General features: G+C 56.9%; 22 protein-coding genes. 16 read left to right on the forward strand and 6 right to left on the reverse strand.

The annotated features are described in order from the left end of the window. Positions 1-76: 76 nt before the first annotated feature. Positions 77-451 (reverse strand): hypothetical protein, encoded by a 375-nt coding sequence (locus TUZN_RS02875; RefSeq protein ID WP_013679430.1) that lies wholly within the window; start codon positions 449-451, stop codon positions 77-79. Between the two features lie 89 nt (positions 452-540). Here TUZN_RS02875 and TUZN_RS02880 point away from each other — a divergent pair, with 89 nt between their 5' ends. The 3 genes from TUZN_RS02880 to TUZN_RS02890 all read left to right on the forward strand — a co-directional run bounded on the left by TUZN_RS02880 (position 541) and on the right by TUZN_RS02890 (position 2,681). Then, the gene (locus TUZN_RS02880) at positions 541-1,356 is read left to right on the forward strand and encodes an ATPase domain-containing protein (RefSeq protein ID WP_013679431.1); all 816 of its coding nucleotides are present in this window, start codon (positions 541-543) and stop codon (positions 1,354-1,356) included. A 186-nt stretch (positions 1,357-1,542) separates the two neighbouring features. Beyond that, positions 1,543-2,319, forward strand: coding sequence for a DNA polymerase sliding clamp (locus TUZN_RS02885; protein WP_013679432.1), 777 nt, complete (start codon positions 1,543-1,545; stop codon positions 2,317-2,319). After that, the gene (locus TUZN_RS02890) at positions 2,319-2,681 is read left to right on the forward strand and encodes a hypothetical protein (RefSeq protein WP_013679433.1); all 363 of its coding nucleotides are present in this window, start codon (positions 2,319-2,321) and stop codon (positions 2,679-2,681) included. Before TUZN_RS02885 ends, TUZN_RS02890 begins: the two co-directional genes overlap by 1 nt. 96 nt (positions 2,682-2,777) lie before the next feature. Here TUZN_RS02890 and TUZN_RS02895 read toward each other — a convergent pair whose 3' ends face one another. Then, positions 2,778-3,395 carry a hypothetical protein gene (locus TUZN_RS02895; RefSeq protein ID WP_148678568.1) on the reverse strand — a complete coding sequence of 206 codons (618 nt, stop codon included), beginning with the start codon at positions 3,393-3,395 and terminating at the stop codon, positions 2,778-2,780. A gap of 207 nt (positions 3,396-3,602) precedes the next feature. Here TUZN_RS02895 and TUZN_RS02900 point away from each other — a divergent pair, with 207 nt between their 5' ends. Genes TUZN_RS02900 through pth2 form a run of 6 tightly spaced genes read left to right on the forward strand, consistent with a single transcriptional unit; the run spans position 3,603 to position 7,739 of the window. After that, positions 3,603-5,351 (forward strand): succinate dehydrogenase/fumarate reductase flavoprotein subunit, encoded by a 1,749-nt coding sequence (locus tag TUZN_RS02900; RefSeq protein WP_013679435.1) that lies wholly within the window; start codon positions 3,603-3,605, stop codon positions 5,349-5,351. Positions 5,352-5,354: 3 nt separating this feature from the next. Further along, on the forward strand, positions 5,355-6,068 hold the full coding sequence (locus TUZN_RS02905; RefSeq protein WP_013679436.1) for a succinate dehydrogenase iron-sulfur subunit: 714 nt from the start codon (positions 5,355-5,357) through the stop codon (positions 6,066-6,068). Between the two features lie 47 nt (positions 6,069-6,115). Next, a complete protein-coding gene (locus tag TUZN_RS02910) occupies positions 6,116-6,538 on the forward strand; it encodes a succinate dehydrogenase/fumarate reductase transmembrane subunit (protein ID WP_237698262.1) in 423 nt (140 codons plus the stop codon). Further along, entirely contained in the window at positions 6,535-6,885 is a 351-nt protein-coding gene (locus TUZN_RS02915; RefSeq protein ID WP_013679438.1) for a hypothetical protein, read from the forward strand. Before TUZN_RS02910 ends, TUZN_RS02915 begins: the two co-directional genes overlap by 4 nt. 60 nt (positions 6,886-6,945) lie before the next feature. Continuing rightward, a complete protein-coding gene (locus TUZN_RS02920) occupies positions 6,946-7,383 on the forward strand; it encodes a bis(5'-nucleosyl)-tetraphosphatase (RefSeq protein ID WP_013679439.1) in 438 nt (145 codons plus the stop codon). Then, positions 7,383-7,739: a peptidyl-tRNA hydrolase Pth2 gene (gene pth2, locus TUZN_RS02925; protein ID WP_013679440.1), complete on the forward strand. Its 357-nt coding sequence runs from the start codon at positions 7,383-7,385 to the stop codon at positions 7,737-7,739. Before TUZN_RS02920 ends, pth2 begins: the two co-directional genes overlap by 1 nt. A gap of 3 nt (positions 7,740-7,742) precedes the next feature. Here pth2 and ileS read toward each other — a convergent pair whose 3' ends face one another. Then, positions 7,743-10,673 (reverse strand): isoleucine--tRNA ligase, encoded by a 2,931-nt coding sequence (gene ileS, locus TUZN_RS02930; RefSeq protein ID WP_052886038.1) that lies wholly within the window; start codon positions 10,671-10,673, stop codon positions 7,743-7,745. Positions 10,674-10,794: 121 nt separating this feature from the next. Between ileS and TUZN_RS02935 the strand changes: the two genes are divergently transcribed. From TUZN_RS02935 to TUZN_RS02945, 3 genes are all read left to right on the forward strand, one after another. After that, complete coding sequence (locus tag TUZN_RS02935; protein ID WP_013679442.1) at positions 10,795-11,172, forward strand: hypothetical protein; 378 nt, start codon at positions 10,795-10,797, stop codon at positions 11,170-11,172. A 22-nt stretch (positions 11,173-11,194) separates the two neighbouring features. Next, entirely contained in the window at positions 11,195-12,562 is a 1,368-nt protein-coding gene (locus tag TUZN_RS02940; RefSeq protein ID WP_013679443.1) for a bifunctional hydroxymethylpyrimidine kinase/phosphomethylpyrimidine kinase, read from the forward strand. A gap of 167 nt (positions 12,563-12,729) precedes the next feature. Further along, a complete protein-coding gene (locus tag TUZN_RS02945; protein ID WP_013679444.1) occupies positions 12,730-13,242 on the forward strand; it encodes a hypothetical protein in 513 nt (170 codons plus the stop codon). Here TUZN_RS02945 and TUZN_RS02950 read toward each other — a convergent pair. The 3 genes from TUZN_RS02950 to TUZN_RS02955 are packed head-to-tail and all read right to left on the reverse strand — an operon-like array spanning position 13,187 to position 15,001. Continuing rightward, entirely contained in the window at positions 13,187-13,525 is a 339-nt protein-coding gene (locus TUZN_RS02950; RefSeq protein WP_052886039.1) for a hypothetical protein, read from the reverse strand. The two genes, TUZN_RS02945 and TUZN_RS02950, sit on opposite strands and share 56 nt — an antisense overlap. An 8-nt stretch (positions 13,526-13,533) precedes the next feature. Continuing rightward, a complete protein-coding gene (locus tag TUZN_RS11325; protein ID WP_013679445.1) occupies positions 13,534-13,701 on the reverse strand; it encodes a hypothetical protein in 168 nt (55 codons plus the stop codon). 25 nt (positions 13,702-13,726) lie between these two features. Further along, on the reverse strand, positions 13,727-15,001 hold the full coding sequence (locus TUZN_RS02955) for an MBL fold metallo-hydrolase (RefSeq protein WP_013679446.1): 1,275 nt from the start codon (positions 14,999-15,001) through the stop codon (positions 13,727-13,729). 30 nt (positions 15,002-15,031) lie between these two features. Here TUZN_RS02955 and TUZN_RS11205 point away from each other — a divergent pair, with 30 nt between their 5' ends. The 4 genes from TUZN_RS11205 (at position 15,032) to aspS (ending at position 17,605) form a co-directional block, all read left to right on the forward strand. Next, the gene (locus TUZN_RS11205; RefSeq protein ID WP_158305064.1) at positions 15,032-15,190 is read left to right on the forward strand and encodes a hypothetical protein; all 159 of its coding nucleotides are present in this window, start codon (positions 15,032-15,034) and stop codon (positions 15,188-15,190) included. An 87-nt stretch (positions 15,191-15,277) separates the two neighbouring features. Next, the gene (rplX, locus tag TUZN_RS02960) at positions 15,278-15,655 is read left to right on the forward strand and encodes a 50S ribosomal protein L24 (protein WP_052886040.1); all 378 of its coding nucleotides are present in this window, start codon (positions 15,278-15,280) and stop codon (positions 15,653-15,655) included. A gap of 41 nt (positions 15,656-15,696) precedes the next feature. Continuing rightward, positions 15,697-16,218 (forward strand): transcription elongation factor NusA, encoded by a 522-nt coding sequence (locus TUZN_RS02965; RefSeq protein WP_052886041.1) that lies wholly within the window; start codon positions 15,697-15,699, stop codon positions 16,216-16,218. Between the two features lie 91 nt (positions 16,219-16,309). Continuing rightward, positions 16,310-17,605, forward strand: a complete 1,296-nt coding sequence (gene aspS, locus TUZN_RS02970; protein WP_013679449.1) for an aspartate--tRNA(Asn) ligase — start codon at positions 16,310-16,312, stop codon at positions 17,603-17,605. The last annotated feature ends 16 nt before the right edge of the window (positions 17,606-17,621 follow it).

The following is a 17,621-nucleotide window of genomic DNA, read 5'->3' on the forward strand; positions in this document are numbered from 1 at the left end:
GAGTGTATTCCACAAACAAATAAAGATTTGTGGAGTGTGATCCTCACAACTCGGCGAGGCGGCGAGGCGCCGGCGGCTAGCTCTCGTCGATCTCGAAAGGCGCCTTATCGACAGACACGGTCCCCTCCACCTCGCTGACGTAGCCGTTGCTCCTCACATCCACGCGTATGGTGACCACGAGCCCCTTCTTGGTCACTATAGTCACCACGTCGTCGGCTACCTCGAAGTCGAGGACTGAGTCGCCCTCCGAGTTTATCATCTCGGCGACCTTCGACGCAAGGCTCCAGCGGAAGGTCAGCGTGACGCTCAGCCCGCCCGCCTCGACGTCCAACGGCCCCTTCAAAGCTCTCGCCAAGAACTCGGCGGCGCCTCTATTCAGTTGAGGATCTCCGGACTCTATGGTCACGAGGATCCTCAACGGCTTGAGGCGCGTAAGGCGCTCGGCCAGCACGTACGTGGCCGCGCGGCACTTTAAAAGGGTATTGCGACGGCGGAGGTTTTTGAGGAAATGAAAATATATACGGGCAGTAGTATCGCTATATGGCCTCGCCTGGCGTAGTTTCATACGAGCCTCCCAAGATGGCCGACAACTTGTTCTACGAGACGACGCCGACAGGCATAGAGGGGCTGGACCAGCTCCTGGGAGGCGGCTTCATAAGAGGGCGCACCTACCTCATATCCGGCGAGACCGGCACGGGCAAGACCCTCATATCGCTCACGTTTCTGCTACAAGGGGCTTTGAAGTTCGGCGAGCCGGGGATATACGTCTCGGTGGACGAGACCTACGAGCAGTTGGTGATGGGCGCCAAGAGGTTCGGTTGGGATCTGGAGGAGCTTAGGGCAAAGGGCCTCATAGAGGTGCTCGTGCCAGAGATGGACCTCATCGAGCGTCTGAGGGAGAAGGACCCCACGGCCATAGCCAAATCCCTCATCGCCTCGTTGAGGGACTACGTGGTGGCGCTCAACGCGCAGAGGCTGGTCATAGATCCAATAGCGCCCTTAGTCACTCTAGACAAAGATATACAGGTACTCCGCGAGTACATACGCGTGTTGGTGATGGGCATCGAGAGGGAGATAGGCACGACTAACATAGTCACCACCGAGATTCCCAGCGGATCCACTGCGATAAGCCGCTACGGCGTCGAGGAGTTCCTCGCCACGGGAGTCCTCGTGACGGGAATAGCGAGGACCCGCGAGGGCAATTTCAAGCGCGTGTTGTTCATTAGGAAGATGCGCTGGTCGCCCGTCCAGCCGGGCCTCTACGAGTTCGAGATAGTGCCCAAGGAGGGCGTCGTGGTGAAGTCGCAGGTAAAGGAGCCTCTGTTGCCCGTGACGTTCCTGCCCTTCGTGCCTTAGCATAACGGGTGGGCGTAAAGGCCCTCGCCGAATATCGGCGTCTATGAATCTGCACGACACGCGAGTCCAGGGCGTGTTGACCTTTGGCCGATAACTCAGAAGTAATACCACACGTCACTGGTCGGCGATCAGGGTGGTCATCACCAATTCACGAATTCTTTTTAATATTAAGGGCTTTTAGTAGGCATGAGCCTAGTTGCCCGCGCTCTTTTCCCCAAAGGCAAGGAGCCCCGCTATGCCTTCGAGGCGTTAATCTCGATGTTGCCTGAGATTACTCTGAGCTTCACGACGGACGGCATATCCATAAAGGCGCTCGATCCCAGCAAGGTTGCGCTATTACAGCTGGACTTCACGGCGGGCGGCCTCGAGGAGTACTCGGTCGACCACGACGTGAAGATAGGCCTAATACTGTCCTCGGTGAAGGAGGCGCTGAAGCGCGTCGGCGCCGCGGAGAAGCTGGAGATAGGCGTGGACGAGGAGAGGAAGCGGTTCGTCATGATGGTATACCCCAAGAAGGGGCGCGAGGCTGGCATATCGCGGAGGTTTTCGTTTCCGATAGTCCAGTTGGCCGAGGAGGAGGTCCCCGAGATAAATATAGAGTACGAGGCCTCGTTCGAGATGGACTCGGCCGCTTTCGACGACATGATGGCGTTGGCCGAAAGCGTCTCCGACGCGGTGGCCATACAAGTATCCCAGGACTCTGTAGTGTTCAGCGCGGAGGGCGAGGGGGGTAGAGAGGCCGTCAGTGAGTTCGGCCGCGACAGCGAGTCTTTGTACGACGTAAACGCGCAGGGGACGGTGAAGGCGAAGTACTCGGTGGAGCTTATCAGAAACGTGTCGGGGAAGCTCAAGGGCATTAGCAAAAGAGTTAAGGCAGAGCTCGGCGACGCCAAGCCTCTGAAGCTCACCTACGAGTTCGCAACCGGCACCTTCACGATGATACTGGCCCCCCGCGCCGACTGATGAACTCTCTGGCCCTCCTCCTCTTGCTGATCTTCACGCTGGCGCTCGCCTTCGCTTTCTTCTGGTTTGCCTATACCACATTCGTGTCGACGTCGAGCACAATAGTGACCATAAGAGCTGCTATGCTGTATTACGAGAACGGCACGTTGAGGCTGGTCGTGGTGAATCCGGGGCCAAACCCCGTCTATGTAGATGCCGTGTATCTCTCCGGCGCTAAGTGCAACTTGACCAACAACCCGTACATACGACAGGGGACCGTGGCCGAGATAGATGCCGTATGCCCGCGCCCGCAGGCCGCCGCGGCGCAGGGGATGTTGATCGCCAACGGCTATTCGTTGCCCTTCACGGCTTCGATATCTTGATAAAAACACGTCTAGATCTAGACGGTGATGTGGGCTGGTATTGCGGATCTCTGACGAGAAATACCAGAGCTGACCCCTCGGTAGGTGAACGTCCGGTCACTTCCTCCCGTAGGGGCAGAAGTGGAGGATGCCGAGTTGCCGCGCCAGACCTGCGAAGCTGACGCCGTACGCCACGACAGGCTTGCCCGCACGTTTTGCCATCTCTACCAGCGACTTCACGTCGACGGAGCTCGCGGCGCCTGGGGCTATCACCACAACCCCTATCTTAGTCAGTACCTCGGGCAGGCTATTATCGTCGACAAGGCCCACGGGCTTTGTGGCGACTCTTACCGGGTCGTAGACGTATAGCTCCGGCGTCATCGAGCCCAGCACGTCGACGACACGCTCGCTGTAGCCCACCAGAAGCACAGGCCCGCCATAGAGCAGAGCTATATATTCGGCGAATCTGTTGACGCATCTCTCGCTCTCGTGGGGATGGCACGAGAAGGCGGACTTGGCGGCAGTCAGCGCCCTCGCCCTAATAGCCTCTACGCAGAAGCGTAGGGACGGGTTCTCCACGGCCTCTGAGAGGGCGTATCTGCCCGACTTCACGTCGGCATCTACCGGCGCATCGATGCATATATTGCCCACACAACATCGCGCGATTTTCTGCCCTTCGCAAGCATCGGTCCCGCCTCTATCGCTCACAGAGACCACTAGATATCCCGAATTCACAGACTCATCTTGATATTTCTTTAAAAAATTACAGAGTATATGCCCGCGAGGCGTTGACCAGCAACGCCTTTCGGGATCTGCTGGCTCTCTAGCTGGCGCTCCGGGCTTGCGGTCTAAGGCTCGCGGTCCGGTATATTAACGACGGGCGCAGTCCAGCACGGCTTCCGCCTTAAAGTAATTATATATATAGTCCATGAAGGACGAGCCATGGAGATTTTAAAGCACGATTTGTTGATAATCGGTTCGGGAATCGCCGGCTTGAGGGCCGCGTTGCAGGCCGCCTACGTCTCCAACAAGCTGGACATCGCGATACTGAGCAAGGTGCAGGTCATGAGATCGCACTCTGTCTCTGCTGAGGGCGGCATGTCGGCCGTGCTTTATCCCGACAAGAACAACGACAGTTTGGATCTCCACGCCTACGACACGGTGAAGGGCTCCGACTATCTGGCCGATCAAGACGCGGTAGAGTTGCTGGTCCAGCTAGCGCCGGTGGAGGTTAGGTTCTTAGAGAGGATAGGCGTGCCGTGGAGCAGGTTGCCGGATGGCAGAATGTACCAGAGGCCCTTTGGCGGCATGTCGGTGCCGAGGACCACTTTCGCCGCCGATAAGACCGGCTTCTTTATTATGTCTACTCTATATCAGAATATATTAAGATTTGATAATATAAAGCAATATCATGAATATTTTGTAACTAAGCTAATAATAGAAAATGGTGAGTTTAAAGGCGTCACCGCCATAGATCTCAAGACAGGCGAGCTGAAGCTCTTTCTGGCGAAGGCCGCCATAATAGCCACCGGCGGAGCGGGCAGGCTTTACAGATTCACGACAACCGCGCACTCCACTACGGGCGAGATGTTGGGATATGCCCTCAGGGCGGGGCTTGCCCTTAAGGATATGGAGTTCGTGCAGTGGCACCCGACGGCGCTTGTGCCGAGCGGCATACTGGTCAGCGAGGCCGCCAGAGGCGAGGGCGGCTATTTGATAAACAAGGAGGGGGAGCGTTTCATGAAACGCTACGCCCCCCAGAAAATGGAGCTGGCGCCCCGCGACATAGTGTCGAGGGCCATCCTGACCGAGATAGCCGAGGGCAGGGGGTTCGTCCACGAGGAGAGCGGCATGGGGTACGTCGGGCTGGATCTGCGGCATCTGGGCGAAGACGTCTTGAACCAGAAGATACCGTTCATAAGAGAGCTGGCCCATAAATACGTGGGCATAGACCCGTTGGAGGAGCCTATCCCTGTCAGGCCAGCCGTCCACTACACTATGGGCGGTATCCATACAGACACGTACGGCCGTGTTCTTGCTCCTGATGGTTCTTGGATTAGAGGGTTGTGGGCTGCTGGCGAGGCCGCGGCTGTGAGCGTCCACGGCGCAAATAGGCTCGGCTCCAACTCCCTAAGCGAATGCTCCGTATGGGGAAGACTAACAGGAGAAGCCGCCGCAAAATACGCCATGGAGGCGCCGGGGCCTTCAGCCGATGAGAAGTATATAAAGATCGCGCAGGGGGAGGAGTCCAGAATATTCGACAAGCTCCTACATAAGGAGACCGGCGGGATCTCGGTCTACGAGCTTAAGGGGAGGTTGCAGGACACAATGGAGCAGCACTTCGGCCCGTTTAGGCAAGAGTCCGTCATGAAGGAGGGCGTTCCGAAGCTTCTGAAGATAAGGGAGGACTTCGCCAACATAAGGGTGGAGGACGGGAGCAGAGTATATAACCAGAACCTCAAAGACGCGCTGGAGCTGGACGGGATGATAGACGTAGCTCTGGCGATCGCATACGGCGCGCTGGCTAGACAAGAGTCCAGAGGCGCCCACTATAGGCTGGACTACCCCAAGCGCGATGACGCGAACTGGCTCAAACACACCCTTGCGTTCTTCAACGGAGGCCAGCTACAGCTCTCGTACATACCGGTGAGGATAACTAGATGGACTAAGTTCGAGGAGAGGAAGTACTAGGCCATGCCCACTCTGACGGTTAAGGTAAAACGTTTCGACGGCAAGAAGAGCTGGTGGCAGGAATACAAGGTCGACGTCAAGTCGCGCAGAGTCACGGTCCTGGACGTCCTCTTAAGGATCAAGGAGGAGCAGGACCCGACGCTGGCCGTCCGCTACTCTTGCCGCATGGCCATATGCGGCTCCTGCGGCATGGTGATAAACGGAGTTCCGCGGCTCGCTTGCCAGACTCTTCTTACTGAGATAAAGGACGACGTGATAACCGTAGAGCCGATGTGGAACCACAGAGTGATAAAGGACTTGGTAGTCGACACGGAGCCCAACTTCGAGAAGTTGAGGAAGGTGAAGCCGTACACCATACGCGACCTAAAGGAGATCTACGAGTCGGATAAGGAGATTGGGCAGAAGCCGGAGGAGCTGGATAAGTACTACAACTTCGCGTACTGCATAGAGTGCGGCCTCTGTATGGCGGCGTGTCCCGTCGTGGCGACCAACCCGAGGTTTCTGGGCCCGATGGCGCTGGCGGCCGCGTATAGGTGGAGCGCCGACAGTAGAGATCAAGGCTGGCCCATACGCGCCAAGATAGTCGACACGGAGGAGGGCGTCTGGTCGTGCCACCTGGCCTATACGTGCTCTGCGGTATGTCCGAGAGGCGTGGACCCCGGATTCGCGATACAGCTAATTAAGGCGGCCTTGATGAGGCGGGCGAAGAGGCTATGAGCAACCGCCGTAGCTCATATATAAATGTAGAAGGCGGCGTCGGGAGTATGAAGGCCGGCAAAGGCGCGGGGGAGTGGTTTAGGCTGTTGAACTACGAACGCCTATACTTCACCATACAGCGGGTCAGCGGCCTCTATATGTTCTTCTACCTGGTCTTTTACAGGGTTCTCTTCGACGCGTTCGTCAGCCCGGCCTCGGTTTCCAGTTTCGACATGACGGTGCCGGGCAAGGTCTTGGCCGCGTTGTTTTTGGTATTCCTCGCCTTCCATGGGATGAACGGCCTTAGGATAATGCTCATAGAGTTCGGTATTATAAAAGGCTGGCCTCTGAGGAGCCCCATAAGGAACGTTCCCGGCCTACGCAGATCCAAGAGCCATCTGATCTACAACATACTCATGATAGTGGTGGCGGTTGCGGCGTTGATATATCTGCCCTATCTGGTAGCCTTCGGCGCTGTGTTTAGGCCATGAGCGAGGGCACGATCAGGCTCATATTCCTGTTGCTTGCGCTGTACGTGGTAATAATGATAGGGGTGGTATTCCTCGTGTTGTTGCCCATGTACGTCCCGCTGTCGGAGGTGCTCAGCTCTAACCCCATAACGGTGTATCCCGAGGGCGTGGCCAAGGTCAACCCGACGCTCAAGTTCCTCGAGGCCACTATAGCCGCCGCGTGGAGTACCCACGGGATACTGGGCTTCCGCCGCTTCCTATCCGATTTGACGAAGACCGAGAGAGGTATGAAGTTCGTAAATTGGCTGACGGTAGCCTTGGTCGCGGTTATAGTGCCCCTTGTGATTTACGCGATAATGATCATATAGGCGCGGCATCCCTAACCCCTACTCGGCCTCGGAGAGAGTCGACATAACTTTTAAACATCAATGGAGATCTACTCTGTGCGTTTCAACGAGAGGGCCGCCGGCGCTATAGTGTACCTGGTGCGGGAAAAGCCGCTTTACTTAGTGTTACATAACAAGTTCGGCTGGGACTTTCCCCATGGCCTTATAAGGGAGAGGGAGACGGAGGCCGTGGCCGCTCTGAGGGAGATATACGAGGAGACGCGGCTGAAGGTCGAGCTAATACCCGGTTTCGAGGACCGCGTAATTATAAGATTCTCGAGAGGCGGCAGGACCATATATAAGGAGATAACTATGTATTTGGCGAAGGCCTCCAGCGATAGCGTCAAGCTATCTAGAGAACACGACGACTACGCTTGGCTTGAATATACGGAGGCTCTGAAAAGGCTATCGCGCGACGAGATGAGGCGCGTGCTGATCAGAGCCAACAACTTTGTTAAGACTCTGATCCGCCAGATCTGATGAAGATGACCATAGTAGTCAGGGCGGACCTCTCCATGTCTTGCGGCAAGGCGGCGGCTCAAGTCGGCCACGCGGCCGTGGAGTGCACCTTGAAGGCGCTCAACTCGGGCAGATGGAGGAAATGGGCAGAGGATTGGCTTGCCGAAGGCCAGAAGAAGGTGGTGCTTGCGGCCTACAGCCAGGAGGAGATATTCGAGCTAGAGGGCAAAGCGCAGTCGCTGGGCCTTCCCGCAGAGGTTATCAGAGACGCAGGTCTTACGGAACTGCCGCCGGGCACGGTCACCGCGCTCTGCGTGGGCCCCGGCCCCGACGAGCTCGTCGACGCCGTCACGGGCCGCCTTAAGCTTTACAAATAGAGGCTAGGCGGCTCTTCTGAGGTATATTTTGGCCTTCATGTCCTCTATATCCCACTCCTTGCTGTAGGCGCCCTCGAGCCCCCCGCCGAGGCTCAGCTTGACTGCCCTCACCTCGTTGGCTATGTAGCTACTGTTCAGCTCCACCGCCTTTCTTAAGTCCTCGTGAGGCGTATCGATATATACCTCTATATAATCGCTAACCGAGAGGCCGGCCTCCTTCCTCATCACTTGTATGCGCCTCACCAGCTCTCTGGCTAACGCCTCGTAGTACAGCTCGGGCTCCAGCTTGCCGGGCACGCACACCGCTAAGCCCTCCTCCTCGTGGGCTATCCAGCCCTCGGGACAGCCCCCTTCCTCGACAGATTTCGCGTTGGCTAGATAGGCCAGCAGATCGGGGTACTTGATAGCCTTAGTTGAGCCCTTGACGAAGATCTTAGACACAGGCCACCTCAGCTTTATGCCTGCCTTATTTCTGGCCTCAGCCGCTATGGAGAACACCTTGAATATCTCGTCGAAAGCCTTCAACAACTCCTCGTCGACGGGCCCAGGCTCGGGGTACTGGGCCAGATGCACGGACTCGGCCGCATCCGGCTCGTACTTCCTCACGAAGTTCTGCCAGAGGTATTCGGCTATGTGGGGGACGAAGATCCCGCCTATTATCAACACGTCTTTCAAGACCTTGAACAACACGGCATACGCCGCGTACTTGTCCTCTCTGGGCTCCTCGCTCCACACCCTTCTTCTGAGCAGTCTGACGTATCTGTGGCTGAGCGTCTCCACGACGAAGTCTACCCAAGCCTTGGCCGCCTCGTGTATCTCGAAAGCCTCCATGTGCTCCGCCACTCTCCGCGCCAACGAGGAGGCGGCCGACAGAAGCCACTTATCCTCGTCCAACGCCTTGCCGAGAAGCTCCTCCAGCCTATGCCGCCTCGGGTCGAATCCGTCGAGGGACATATAGGTGTCGGCGAACTTGACGACGTTCCACAATATGTTGAGCTGGCTGACGGCATATTTTATCTCGTCGGGGTCGAAGTTGAGGGCCTCCCAGGGAGCTGCCTTCGTCAAGAGATAGAGCCTCGTGGGATCGGCGCCGTATTTGCTCAGGAGGTCCTTAGCCCACACCACGTTGCCCTTGCTCTTGGACATCTTCTGGCCCTCCTTATCGAGTATATGTCCCGTTATCAATATCGACTTATACGGGGCCCTCCCCGTGTATACCATCGACGTGGCCAGCAACGAGTAGAACCAGCCGCGGGTCTGGTCTATGGCCTCGGTCACCCAAGTGAAGGGGTAGAGGGCCTCCCATAAGTCCCTATTCCTCTCCCCGTCCACCGCGGCTATCCAGGCTATGCCCGAGTCCATCCACACGTCCGCCACGTAGGGCTCTCTGACCCATCTATCGCAGTCGGGCGTCGATATCTCTACTTGGTCTATCCAGGGGCGGTGCACGAGCCAGAAGTCGTCTACGGGCGGGAGCTTCTTGGCGAGCGACTTGAGCTCGTCTATGCTACCGATCACCAGAATTCTGCCGTCTTTCTGGCAGCGCCATATGGGAAGCGGCGTGCCCCAGAACCTGCTCCTGCTTATGTTCCAATCCCTGGCGTTCTTCACGAAGTCGTCGAACCTATAGCGCAACTTCTCCGGGTATATCTTGACCTTCTTCAGCTCCTCGTACATCTCCTCCCTTATCTTCGACATCTTAATGAACCACTGGCGGTCCGCCCTCAACACTAGCTTGGTGCCGCAACGCCAACAGTGCGGGTACTCGTGTTTGATAGACGTCTTGTAGATCAACAAGCCGCGCTCTCTCAGATCCTCGACGACCTTCTTGTCTACGTCGAACACGTACATCCCCGCGTACTTCCCCCCGAGCTCGTTGTACACTCCGTTTATCTCGACGCTGTTGGTTATCCTTATGCCGTACCTCTGCGCCAGCTCGAAGTCCTCGGGTCCGTGGCCAGGCGCTATGTGGACAAGCCCGGTGCCCTGCTCCAGAGTCACGAACTCCGCCGCGAATACCTGGTGCGGACGCGTCGCCCTCTCGGGGACTAGGTCGGCCAACGGATGTAGGTAGCGGGTGCCAGCGAGCTCGGCGCCTTTCTTGGTCTCGACTACGCGCCACTCCTTGACGCCGAACGTCTGCATGAGCTGAGGCACCAGCCTCTCGGCGAGCCACCAATACTCCCGCTTGCCCCCGACGGAGACCTCCACCTTGGCGTAGTCGTACTCAGGATGGACAGCAACCGCCTCGTTGTCGACTATGGTCCAAGGCGTCGTGGTCCAGATGACCAGGTATTCGTCCTCTCTCCCCTCGATCTTGAACTTGACGTAAATTGACGGGTCCTCCCTCTCCGCGTATCCGAGGTCTACCTCGTGGTCGCTCAGCGAGGTCTCGCAACGGGGACAGAACCACAAGACCTTGTAGTCCTCGGCGAGTAGCCCGCGCTCGTGCGCCCTCTTTATGAGCCTCCAGGCGTATTCTATGTACCGCGGGCTCCTCGTCTGGTAGGCGTTTTTCAGATCGAGCCAGAGCCCTAGCCGCCTTGTGCCCCACTCCTCCCAGAAGGCCAGGTAGTAATCGACGAGCTTGTTGCACTCTTCGGCGAATTTAGCAACCCCGAACTTCTCTATATCCTTCTTGCTCTTGAGACCCTGTCTCTGCTCGACCTCCAGCTCGACGGGCAGGCCCTGCATGTCCCAGCCGCCTTGGGCCCAGACGGAATAGCCCCTAGATCTCCAGAACCTCAGAACTACGTCCTTGTAGGTCCTCCCCCTTATATGCCCTACGTGGGGAAAGCCGTTCGTGGTGGGCGGCCCCTCTAGGAACGTGAACCTTTTGCCGTTGGGGTCGAAGGACCTCCACCTATCCTCAATCCCGCGCAAGTCCCAGAATTTTCGAACCTCTTCCTCTACTCTCAGTGAATTGTAGCTCACGGAATCCCCGGCATAGCTCTACCATTTAAAGTTATTTTAAGTTTGTCCTCTAACGTCGGCAACGACCCTATTTCTCAGACCGATATAATATAGAGCGACGGCCGGGAGGGCCAACGCCTTCGTGGCGCCGTTGGCCCCATTTGTGGATCCCGGAAGTCTGGCCTTCGAGATGCCGGAGAGGTTCGAATATAGGCTTCTCGCCAAGACTCTGGAGGACCACGCCCATCTTCTACTACAGAAGCCTTGGTACCTCATGTTGAACTACGAGACGGATCTCATGGATAGGAAATCCGTGGCTCTGGCGACCTACGAAGCCGCCTACGACCTCGCGAGAGCTAAGGCCGAGCTGGGGCAGATCGATCCAAGCTTTCTGGAGAAGCTTAGGCGGGCGCGCGAGATCTTGGAAGGCCCCGTAGCGGTCAAGAGAGATCTCTACCCGCCTAGCGACAGCCCCATACGGCCTAGGCTATACGCCGAGCTGTTCGGCTATAATTTTTAAGTCTAGGTCCAAAAAGGTATTTATGTCGTGGAGGACAGCCATAACCATAGCCGGTCTCGACTCTGGCGGCGGCGCGGGCATACACGCGGACATTAAGACCTTCGCCGCCCTCGGAGTCCACGGGACCACCGCCCTCACTTGCGTGACTGCCCAGAACACCTACGAGGTAAGGGCGGTGCAGTGCATGCCGCGCGATATGGTGAGGGCCCAGATCATGGCGGTGTGGGACGATATGGGGATCGACGCGGGCAAGACGGGCATGTTGGGCACAAAGGAGATCATAGAGGAGGTCGCCTCGACTGTGGGGAAGCTCGGTTTCCAGCTCGTCGTCGACCCAGTCATGGTTGCGAAGTCCGGCGCGCCGTTGATAGCCGAGGACGCCATGGAGGCCCTCGCCAAAAGACTTCTGCCGATAGCCAAGGTCGTAACGCCCAATAGGTACGAGGCAGAGCGGCTCGCCGGGATTAAGATATCGGGGCTCGACGACGCGAAGAAGGCCGCCGAGCTTATACACAGGGAGCTGGGTAGCGAGATCGTGATAGTCAAGGGCGGCCACCTAGACGTCCAAGACGCCGTCGACGTGGTCTATATAGGCGGAACATTCCACGAGCTCAAGACGCCCCGGCTCGACCCCCGCGCGACTCACGGCACGGGGTGTTCCTTCTCTGCGGCGATAGCCGCGGGGCTCGCCAAGGGGCAGGAGCCTTTGGAGGCCATAAAGACCGCAAAGGAGTTGATATATGTCGCTATAAAGTACGGAGTGCCTAAGGGCAGAGGCCACTGGCCGGTTAACCCGACGGCGTGGGTCGAGATACCTGCCGAGAGGTGGCGCGTATACGAGGAGATGTCGAGGGCGTTGAAGATAGTGGAGGACAACGCGGAGCTCTTCGGGTCGTTGATACCTGAGGTGCAGAGCAACTTGGGCTACGCCGTAGATCCCCGATACGCCAGAGGCAGAGAGGACGTGGCGGCCGTACCGGGCAGGATCGTGAGGTATATGGGCAAGGCCAAGCCGTCGGGCCCGCCCGCCTTCGGCGCAAGCGACCACGTAGCGAGGAAGATCTTGACGGCGCTTAGACACGACCAACGTATACGGGCCGCGGCCAACTTCAAGCTGGACGACGACCTCCTCCAGAGGGCTAAGGCCGCGGGCTATAAAATAGCCGTGATTGATAGACGCAACGAACCTAAGGAGGTTAAGGAGCGGGAGGGCGGATCCATGCAGTGGATCGTCGAGGAGGCCGTTAGGCAAACGGGCGGCGTGCCCGACATAATAGTGGACCTAGGCGACTGGGGCAAGGAGCCTATGATAGCCGTACTCGGCGAGACGCCGTCGGAGGTGCTCGAGAAGGTGTTGAGGCTCTATAGGGAGCGGCCGAAAGTCGAGTAGAGAGCTGGTATTAAGTGATCTGATTTGGAGGCGGCTAGATCGCGATAAGCTTCCTCTATGATTCCTATTCCGAGGCTCGCCTCATGTCGTCCATTCGCCTTCCTGTATCAGATAACCGAATTGCCTCTCCGTATTATAACTTTTTAAAGGGGTGAGCGAGAGCTCGTGTGCAAGGTATCGGCAAGCTCAAACTAGGGCTTGAGGAATGGAAGAAGATAGAGAACGACCTGGTCAGAATCGCCGCTACCGACCAGCTCGAGCTCCTTCTGAACTTCACGCTTGTCGCCGCCGTGGAGGACGAGGGCGAGGAGCACGCCGGCGAGGAGGAGCACGTCCACGGACTTTTGCCTAGCGATCAGGAGTTTGCGCGGGAGGTGGGCGATCTTATGGACTACGCCGTTAAGACGTATAAGGCCGACGCCCATCCTCACTTCCACGGCGACCACGGCACAGTCTTGTTCGTGATCAGAGGAGGGCCGAAGGATTTGTTGAAGGCCTTCAGAGACCTGATAGAATACGCGAGATCTAACTGCGAGAAGTGCGCGGTGCATGGAATAGACGGCGAGTTCCATCTAGGCGAGGATTTGGCCGGGATATATTTCGGCGACGTCTACAAGGTCACCTTTATACTACCTGCCGAGGACGGCCGCCGTCTGCGCGTCTACGAAGCGCATCCCTAATGCAGTTGAGGACGGCTTGGGTATAAGGGCTTTTAACCTTCGGCAGATTGTCCAGCGATATGTGCGGAATCCCGCCTATCCAGACGCGCCTATGCGAGAAGCCGACTTCGTCTATGGTCCAGATGCAACGGGAGGAGGGAACCTTCCATATATCCGACTCGGCGACCACCACGTCGCAATCGCACTCTAGGTCTAGGCTGCAATCGAACGCCTTGGCCCAGCCGGCGGGCCCGCCTAAGACCTCTATCCCCCTCTCTACGAGCTCCCAGTAGAGCTCGCACATGTATCCATCTAGGTTAAATCCTCAAATAGCCGCGGATCCACGTCGTCGATTATAATGTACACGTCCTCCAGCCTAATCTTGTCGGCGATGCGCACGGCGCGGGCTAGCGGCACCTCGACGTATTCGCAGAGGCCGAGCTCGTCGCACCTCCTCTTTATCCATATACGTATCTTCACGTATTGGCGTTCTGCTTAAAAACTCCTAGAGCTCTAGCTCCTCGCCGACGGCGAGGGGCACGTATATATTATCTCTCCCCCTCGCTTGCATCCATTTGGCGAACTGGAGGGCTGATGACGGCTCCGTGTGGAACAACACGATTCTAGATTGCGCGCCGAAACGCTCTATGAACTCCACTAGTTCTGATCTGCCGGAATGCGCCGAGAAGTCGAACCACTCTACCCTAGCCTTTACCTTTATAGTAGTGCCGTCCACGAAGGCCTCGCCCCTAGAGAGCACCTCGAAGCCCGGCGTGTCGGGGGCCTGAAAAGAGGGCAGTATTATGGCGTTCCTCGAATCGCCGGCCAGCTTCTTGAAGTAGTAGAGGGACGCCCCTCCCTTCAACATGCCAGCCGGCGATATGATTATCGAGGGCTCCTGGCCCACAGCCCTCTTCCTGACATAGGCGCTCGGGATCTCCACCGCGACCTCCAGCGCCTTTCTGTATAGGTCGTAGTCGTTGAGGAGATGCGGATACTTGCCCACTATTGTGTTTACCTGTCTGGCCAGCCCGTCGACATATATAGGGCCTACCTCGTGTTTTACAAGAGTTAGGAGGATCTCCTGCGCGCGCCCCAACGCGAACGACGGTATCAAGACAGTGCCGCCTCCCTCGACCACCTCCCTCACGGTGTTGACGAAATCCCGCTCGAGGTCTTGTCGAGGAGGGTGGTCGGCGGCGGCGTAGGTAGCCTCCATCACTACTACGTCCGGCTCGCGCGGCAGATTATAGACGTCCGCGCCTTTTAAAAGCGCTGTGTCCCTCAAGTTGAAGTCGCCGGTGAACACCACGGTTTTGCCCTCAGCCTCGAGCACCGAGATGGCGCTGCCGGGGACGTGGCCTGCGTTGTAGACCGTGAGCGTCACGTCAGGGGCCAGCTCGACGGGCTCGCCGTAGGTTAACGGAATCGCGCTCTCCATAGTAGCCTTGACCTCCTCGTGAGTGTACGGCAGGTAGTAGCCCGATAGCTTTATCATATCCGTGTACATCACGTCGCTGAGCTCCATGGTGAGCGGAGTCGCGTAGATGGGTATTTTCACGGAGACGTAGAGCGACGGCAACGCGCCGCTGTGGTCCAGGTGCGCGTGGCTCAACACGACGGCGACGAGGTCTTTAGGCCTCACGTGCTCGGGGAAGACGGGCCTCCCCTGCGAGTCGAAGTTCACGCCATAGTCGAACAACACAGAGCCCGTAGCTGTCTTGACCAACACGGCGGCTCTCCCAACCTCTCCAGCGCCTCCCAGGAACTTAACGCGCACGTCATCAATTTATTTCCCATAAAAATTCTCGTGGATACCGAACAGACGCGAAAGCTCTTGGACGAGTTGCCGCGGAAACTCAACTCCGCCATAGAGAACATCAAGATCATCGCCAAGTCTCTGGAGGACACGCTGGGCGGCATGAAGAGCGCCGAGGAGCGGCTAAGGGCCTCAGCAACGTCTCGATAGAAGCAGACTTCGGTCAACGCGACGAAACCGATGGCGCGGCCCTCGCCGATCTCAAAGTATATAAATAGCGTTGATAGGAGTGGGCCGATGCCCACCGCTAGTAGCCAGCCGAGGAAGCAGAGGAAAGCTCTGGCGGAGGCCCCGCTTCATCTAAGGCGGAAGCTCCTCACCGCCAAGCTAGCTCCCGATCTTAGGAGAAAGCTCGGCGTGGCCCGGCTTCCCGTAAGGGTAGGAGATACCGTCGTGATAATGCGAGGGGATTTTAGAGGGGTCAGCGGCAAGGTCGTTAGGGTTGACCTCCGCAGAGTCCGTATATATGTAGAGAATGCGACTAGGACAAACAGCAGAGGCGAGACTATATACTATCCCATACATCCAAGTAAAGTGATGATAACAAACATCGACACTTCGGATAAGAGACGCCAAGAGGTCATCGAAAGGAGGAAGAAACCAGCATCTCAATAACGGCGTTTTAAGAAATTTAAATATCATAACGAATCCAACGCTTGATGAAGAAGCCGTTTTGCGACTTCTGTATCAGGACCAGGGTGCTGTGCGCCAAGTGCCAAGGTCTGATAGATAGCGGCGAGTACAGCTGGCTAGATGTAGACGTCGTCGACGCCTTGATGAAACTAGAGAAGAAGTATAATCTCAACGACGTGGAATATGTAAAGGCATATGAAACCGATGCCTTTATAGTCGTCGTGCTCAGAGGCTTTAAGAAGTTGCCGAAAGGCGCGCAGATGCAGTTAGAGAAGGACCTCACGGCCGCTTTGGGGAAGAACGCGAAGATAGTGGAGAAGGGAAGCGCCAACGAGATAATAGCCCAGTTGGTGTCTCCCGCTAGGTTGCTCACGATCTCGACGTCTTGGTTGCCTGACGGCACCAGCGAGACTGTCGTCAAGATACCCTCCAGAGAGATCAGACGACTGCCCGTGCGACCCGAAAAGCTCCAAGAAATATTGAACAGAATCGTTGGATCTACTATAAAGATAGATGTTATTAAAGAGAAAGAAATTAAAATATAATATATAATAATATTTTAAAATATAAATTGATTTAAATAAAATTTGTTTATACAAGACGGAAAGGCTAATATATGGTAGAGTCTCAGCCTCCGTGGTCCCCCGCAAGACGCATTTTACCAGCGAGATAACGCCGGAGCTAAACGGCCGAGAAGTCGTCGTCGCCGGCTGGGTGTGGGAGATACGCGATTTGGGCAGGGTCAAGTTCGTGGTGTTGCGAGACCGAGAAGGTTTCGTGCAATTGACGTTCAAGGCCGGGAGGACGCCCGACGACCTCCTATCCAAGATTCCGCAACTCAATAAGGAGGACGTCGTTGTGGTTAGGGGCATTGTCGAGGCCAGCAAGATAGCTAAATCCGGCGTGGAGGTGTTTCCGCAGGAGATGTGGGTAGTGGCCAAGGCGAGGCCGTTGCCGGTGGATCTCTGGGAGGGGACTTCCGACCTCCCGACCAGGCTCAAGTACCGCGCCGCCGATCTCAAAAGCCCCAGAAACCTCGCCATCTTCACGACGGCGTCCGAGATTCTGAAAGCTGTTCGCGAGGTGCTGTACCGCCATAAGTTCGTCGAGGTGTTCACGCCCAAGATAATAGCGACGAGCACCGAGGGAGGCGCCGAGCTGTTCGCGGTCTTGTATTTCGAAAGAGTGGCCTATCTGGCGCAGAGCCCTCAGCTATACAAGGAGCAGCTCACTGCGTCGCTTGAAAGGGTCTTCGAGATAGCGCCCGCCTACAGGGCGGAGAAACACAACACCGACTACCACCTGAACGAGTTCATCTCCATAGACGGCGAGGGCGCCTTCATGGACTACAACGACATAATGGACGTGCTTGAGGAGATCATGCGGTCGATTGCCTCGGTGGTGAACTCCAGGCGCGACAGACTCGAGAAGGTCGGCATAAGGCCGGTCTTGGAGAAGGTCGACAAGATCCCTCGGGTGGATTACGACGAGGCGGTCGAGCGGCTGAGGGCTTTAGGATATGACGTGAAGTGGGGCGACGATCTGACCGTGGAGATGCAAAAGGCTTTGACTAAATTCTACGGCCCGCTCTATTTCATAGTAAACTTCCCGGCGTCGTTGCGCCCGTTCTATACGAAACGAATAGACGGCGATCCCAAGAAGACGGAGTCGTACGACTTGATCCTCGACGGGATAGAGGTGGTGTCCGGCGCGACGCGTATACACAGGAGGGAGGATCTGGAGAGGGAAATGCGCGAGCGGGGTCTGGACCCCGCCGCTTTCGAGAGCCACCTGTCGGTGTTCGACTGGGGCATGCCTCCTCATGCCGGCTTCGGCATGGGGTTCAACAGGCTGTTGATGTCTCTGCTGGGCTTAAAGAACGTGAGGGAGGCCGTCTTGTACCCTAGGGATAGATATCGCCTCGAGCCCTAGCCGATCTGGCCAATCG

Origin of the sequence: Thermoproteus uzoniensis 768-20 (assembly GCF_000193375.1) — an archaeon.
Taxonomy (GTDB): Archaea; Thermoproteota; Thermoprotei; order Thermoproteales; family Thermoproteaceae; genus Thermoproteus; species Thermoproteus uzoniensis_A.

What these genes read in the sequence shown, in the direction of transcription:
- TUZN_RS02950 (WP_052886039.1), bottom strand. Translation starts at nt 13,525, where the DNA reads ATGTGCGAGCTCTACTGGGAGCTCGTAGAGAGGGGGATAGAGGTCTTA.
- TUZN_RS02890 (WP_013679433.1), top strand. Translation starts at nt 2,319, where the DNA reads ATGAACTCTCTGGCCCTCCTCCTCTTGCTGATCTTCACGCTGGCGCTC.
- rplX (WP_052886040.1), top strand. Translation starts at nt 15,278, where the DNA reads ATGCCCACCGCTAGTAGCCAGCCGAGGAAGCAGAGGAAAGCTCTGGCG.
- TUZN_RS02940 (WP_013679443.1), top strand. Translation starts at nt 11,195, where the DNA reads ATGTCGTGGAGGACAGCCATAACCATAGCCGGTCTCGACTCTGGCGGC.
- TUZN_RS02885 (WP_013679432.1), top strand. Translation starts at nt 1,543, where the DNA reads ATGAGCCTAGTTGCCCGCGCTCTTTTCCCCAAAGGCAAGGAGCCCCGC.
- TUZN_RS02900 (WP_013679435.1), top strand. Translation starts at nt 3,603, where the DNA reads ATGGAGATTTTAAAGCACGATTTGTTGATAATCGGTTCGGGAATCGCC.
- TUZN_RS02905 (WP_013679436.1), top strand. Translation starts at nt 5,355, where the DNA reads ATGCCCACTCTGACGGTTAAGGTAAAACGTTTCGACGGCAAGAAGAGC.
- TUZN_RS02915 (WP_013679438.1), top strand. Translation starts at nt 6,535, where the DNA reads ATGAGCGAGGGCACGATCAGGCTCATATTCCTGTTGCTTGCGCTGTAC.
- TUZN_RS02920 (WP_013679439.1), top strand. Translation starts at nt 6,946, where the DNA reads ATGGAGATCTACTCTGTGCGTTTCAACGAGAGGGCCGCCGGCGCTATA.
- TUZN_RS02880 (WP_013679431.1), top strand. Translation starts at nt 541, where the DNA reads ATGGCCTCGCCTGGCGTAGTTTCATACGAGCCTCCCAAGATGGCCGAC.
- TUZN_RS02910 (WP_237698262.1), top strand. Translation starts at nt 6,116, where the DNA reads ATGAAGGCCGGCAAAGGCGCGGGGGAGTGGTTTAGGCTGTTGAACTAC.
- pth2 (WP_013679440.1), top strand. Translation starts at nt 7,383, where the DNA reads ATGAAGATGACCATAGTAGTCAGGGCGGACCTCTCCATGTCTTGCGGC.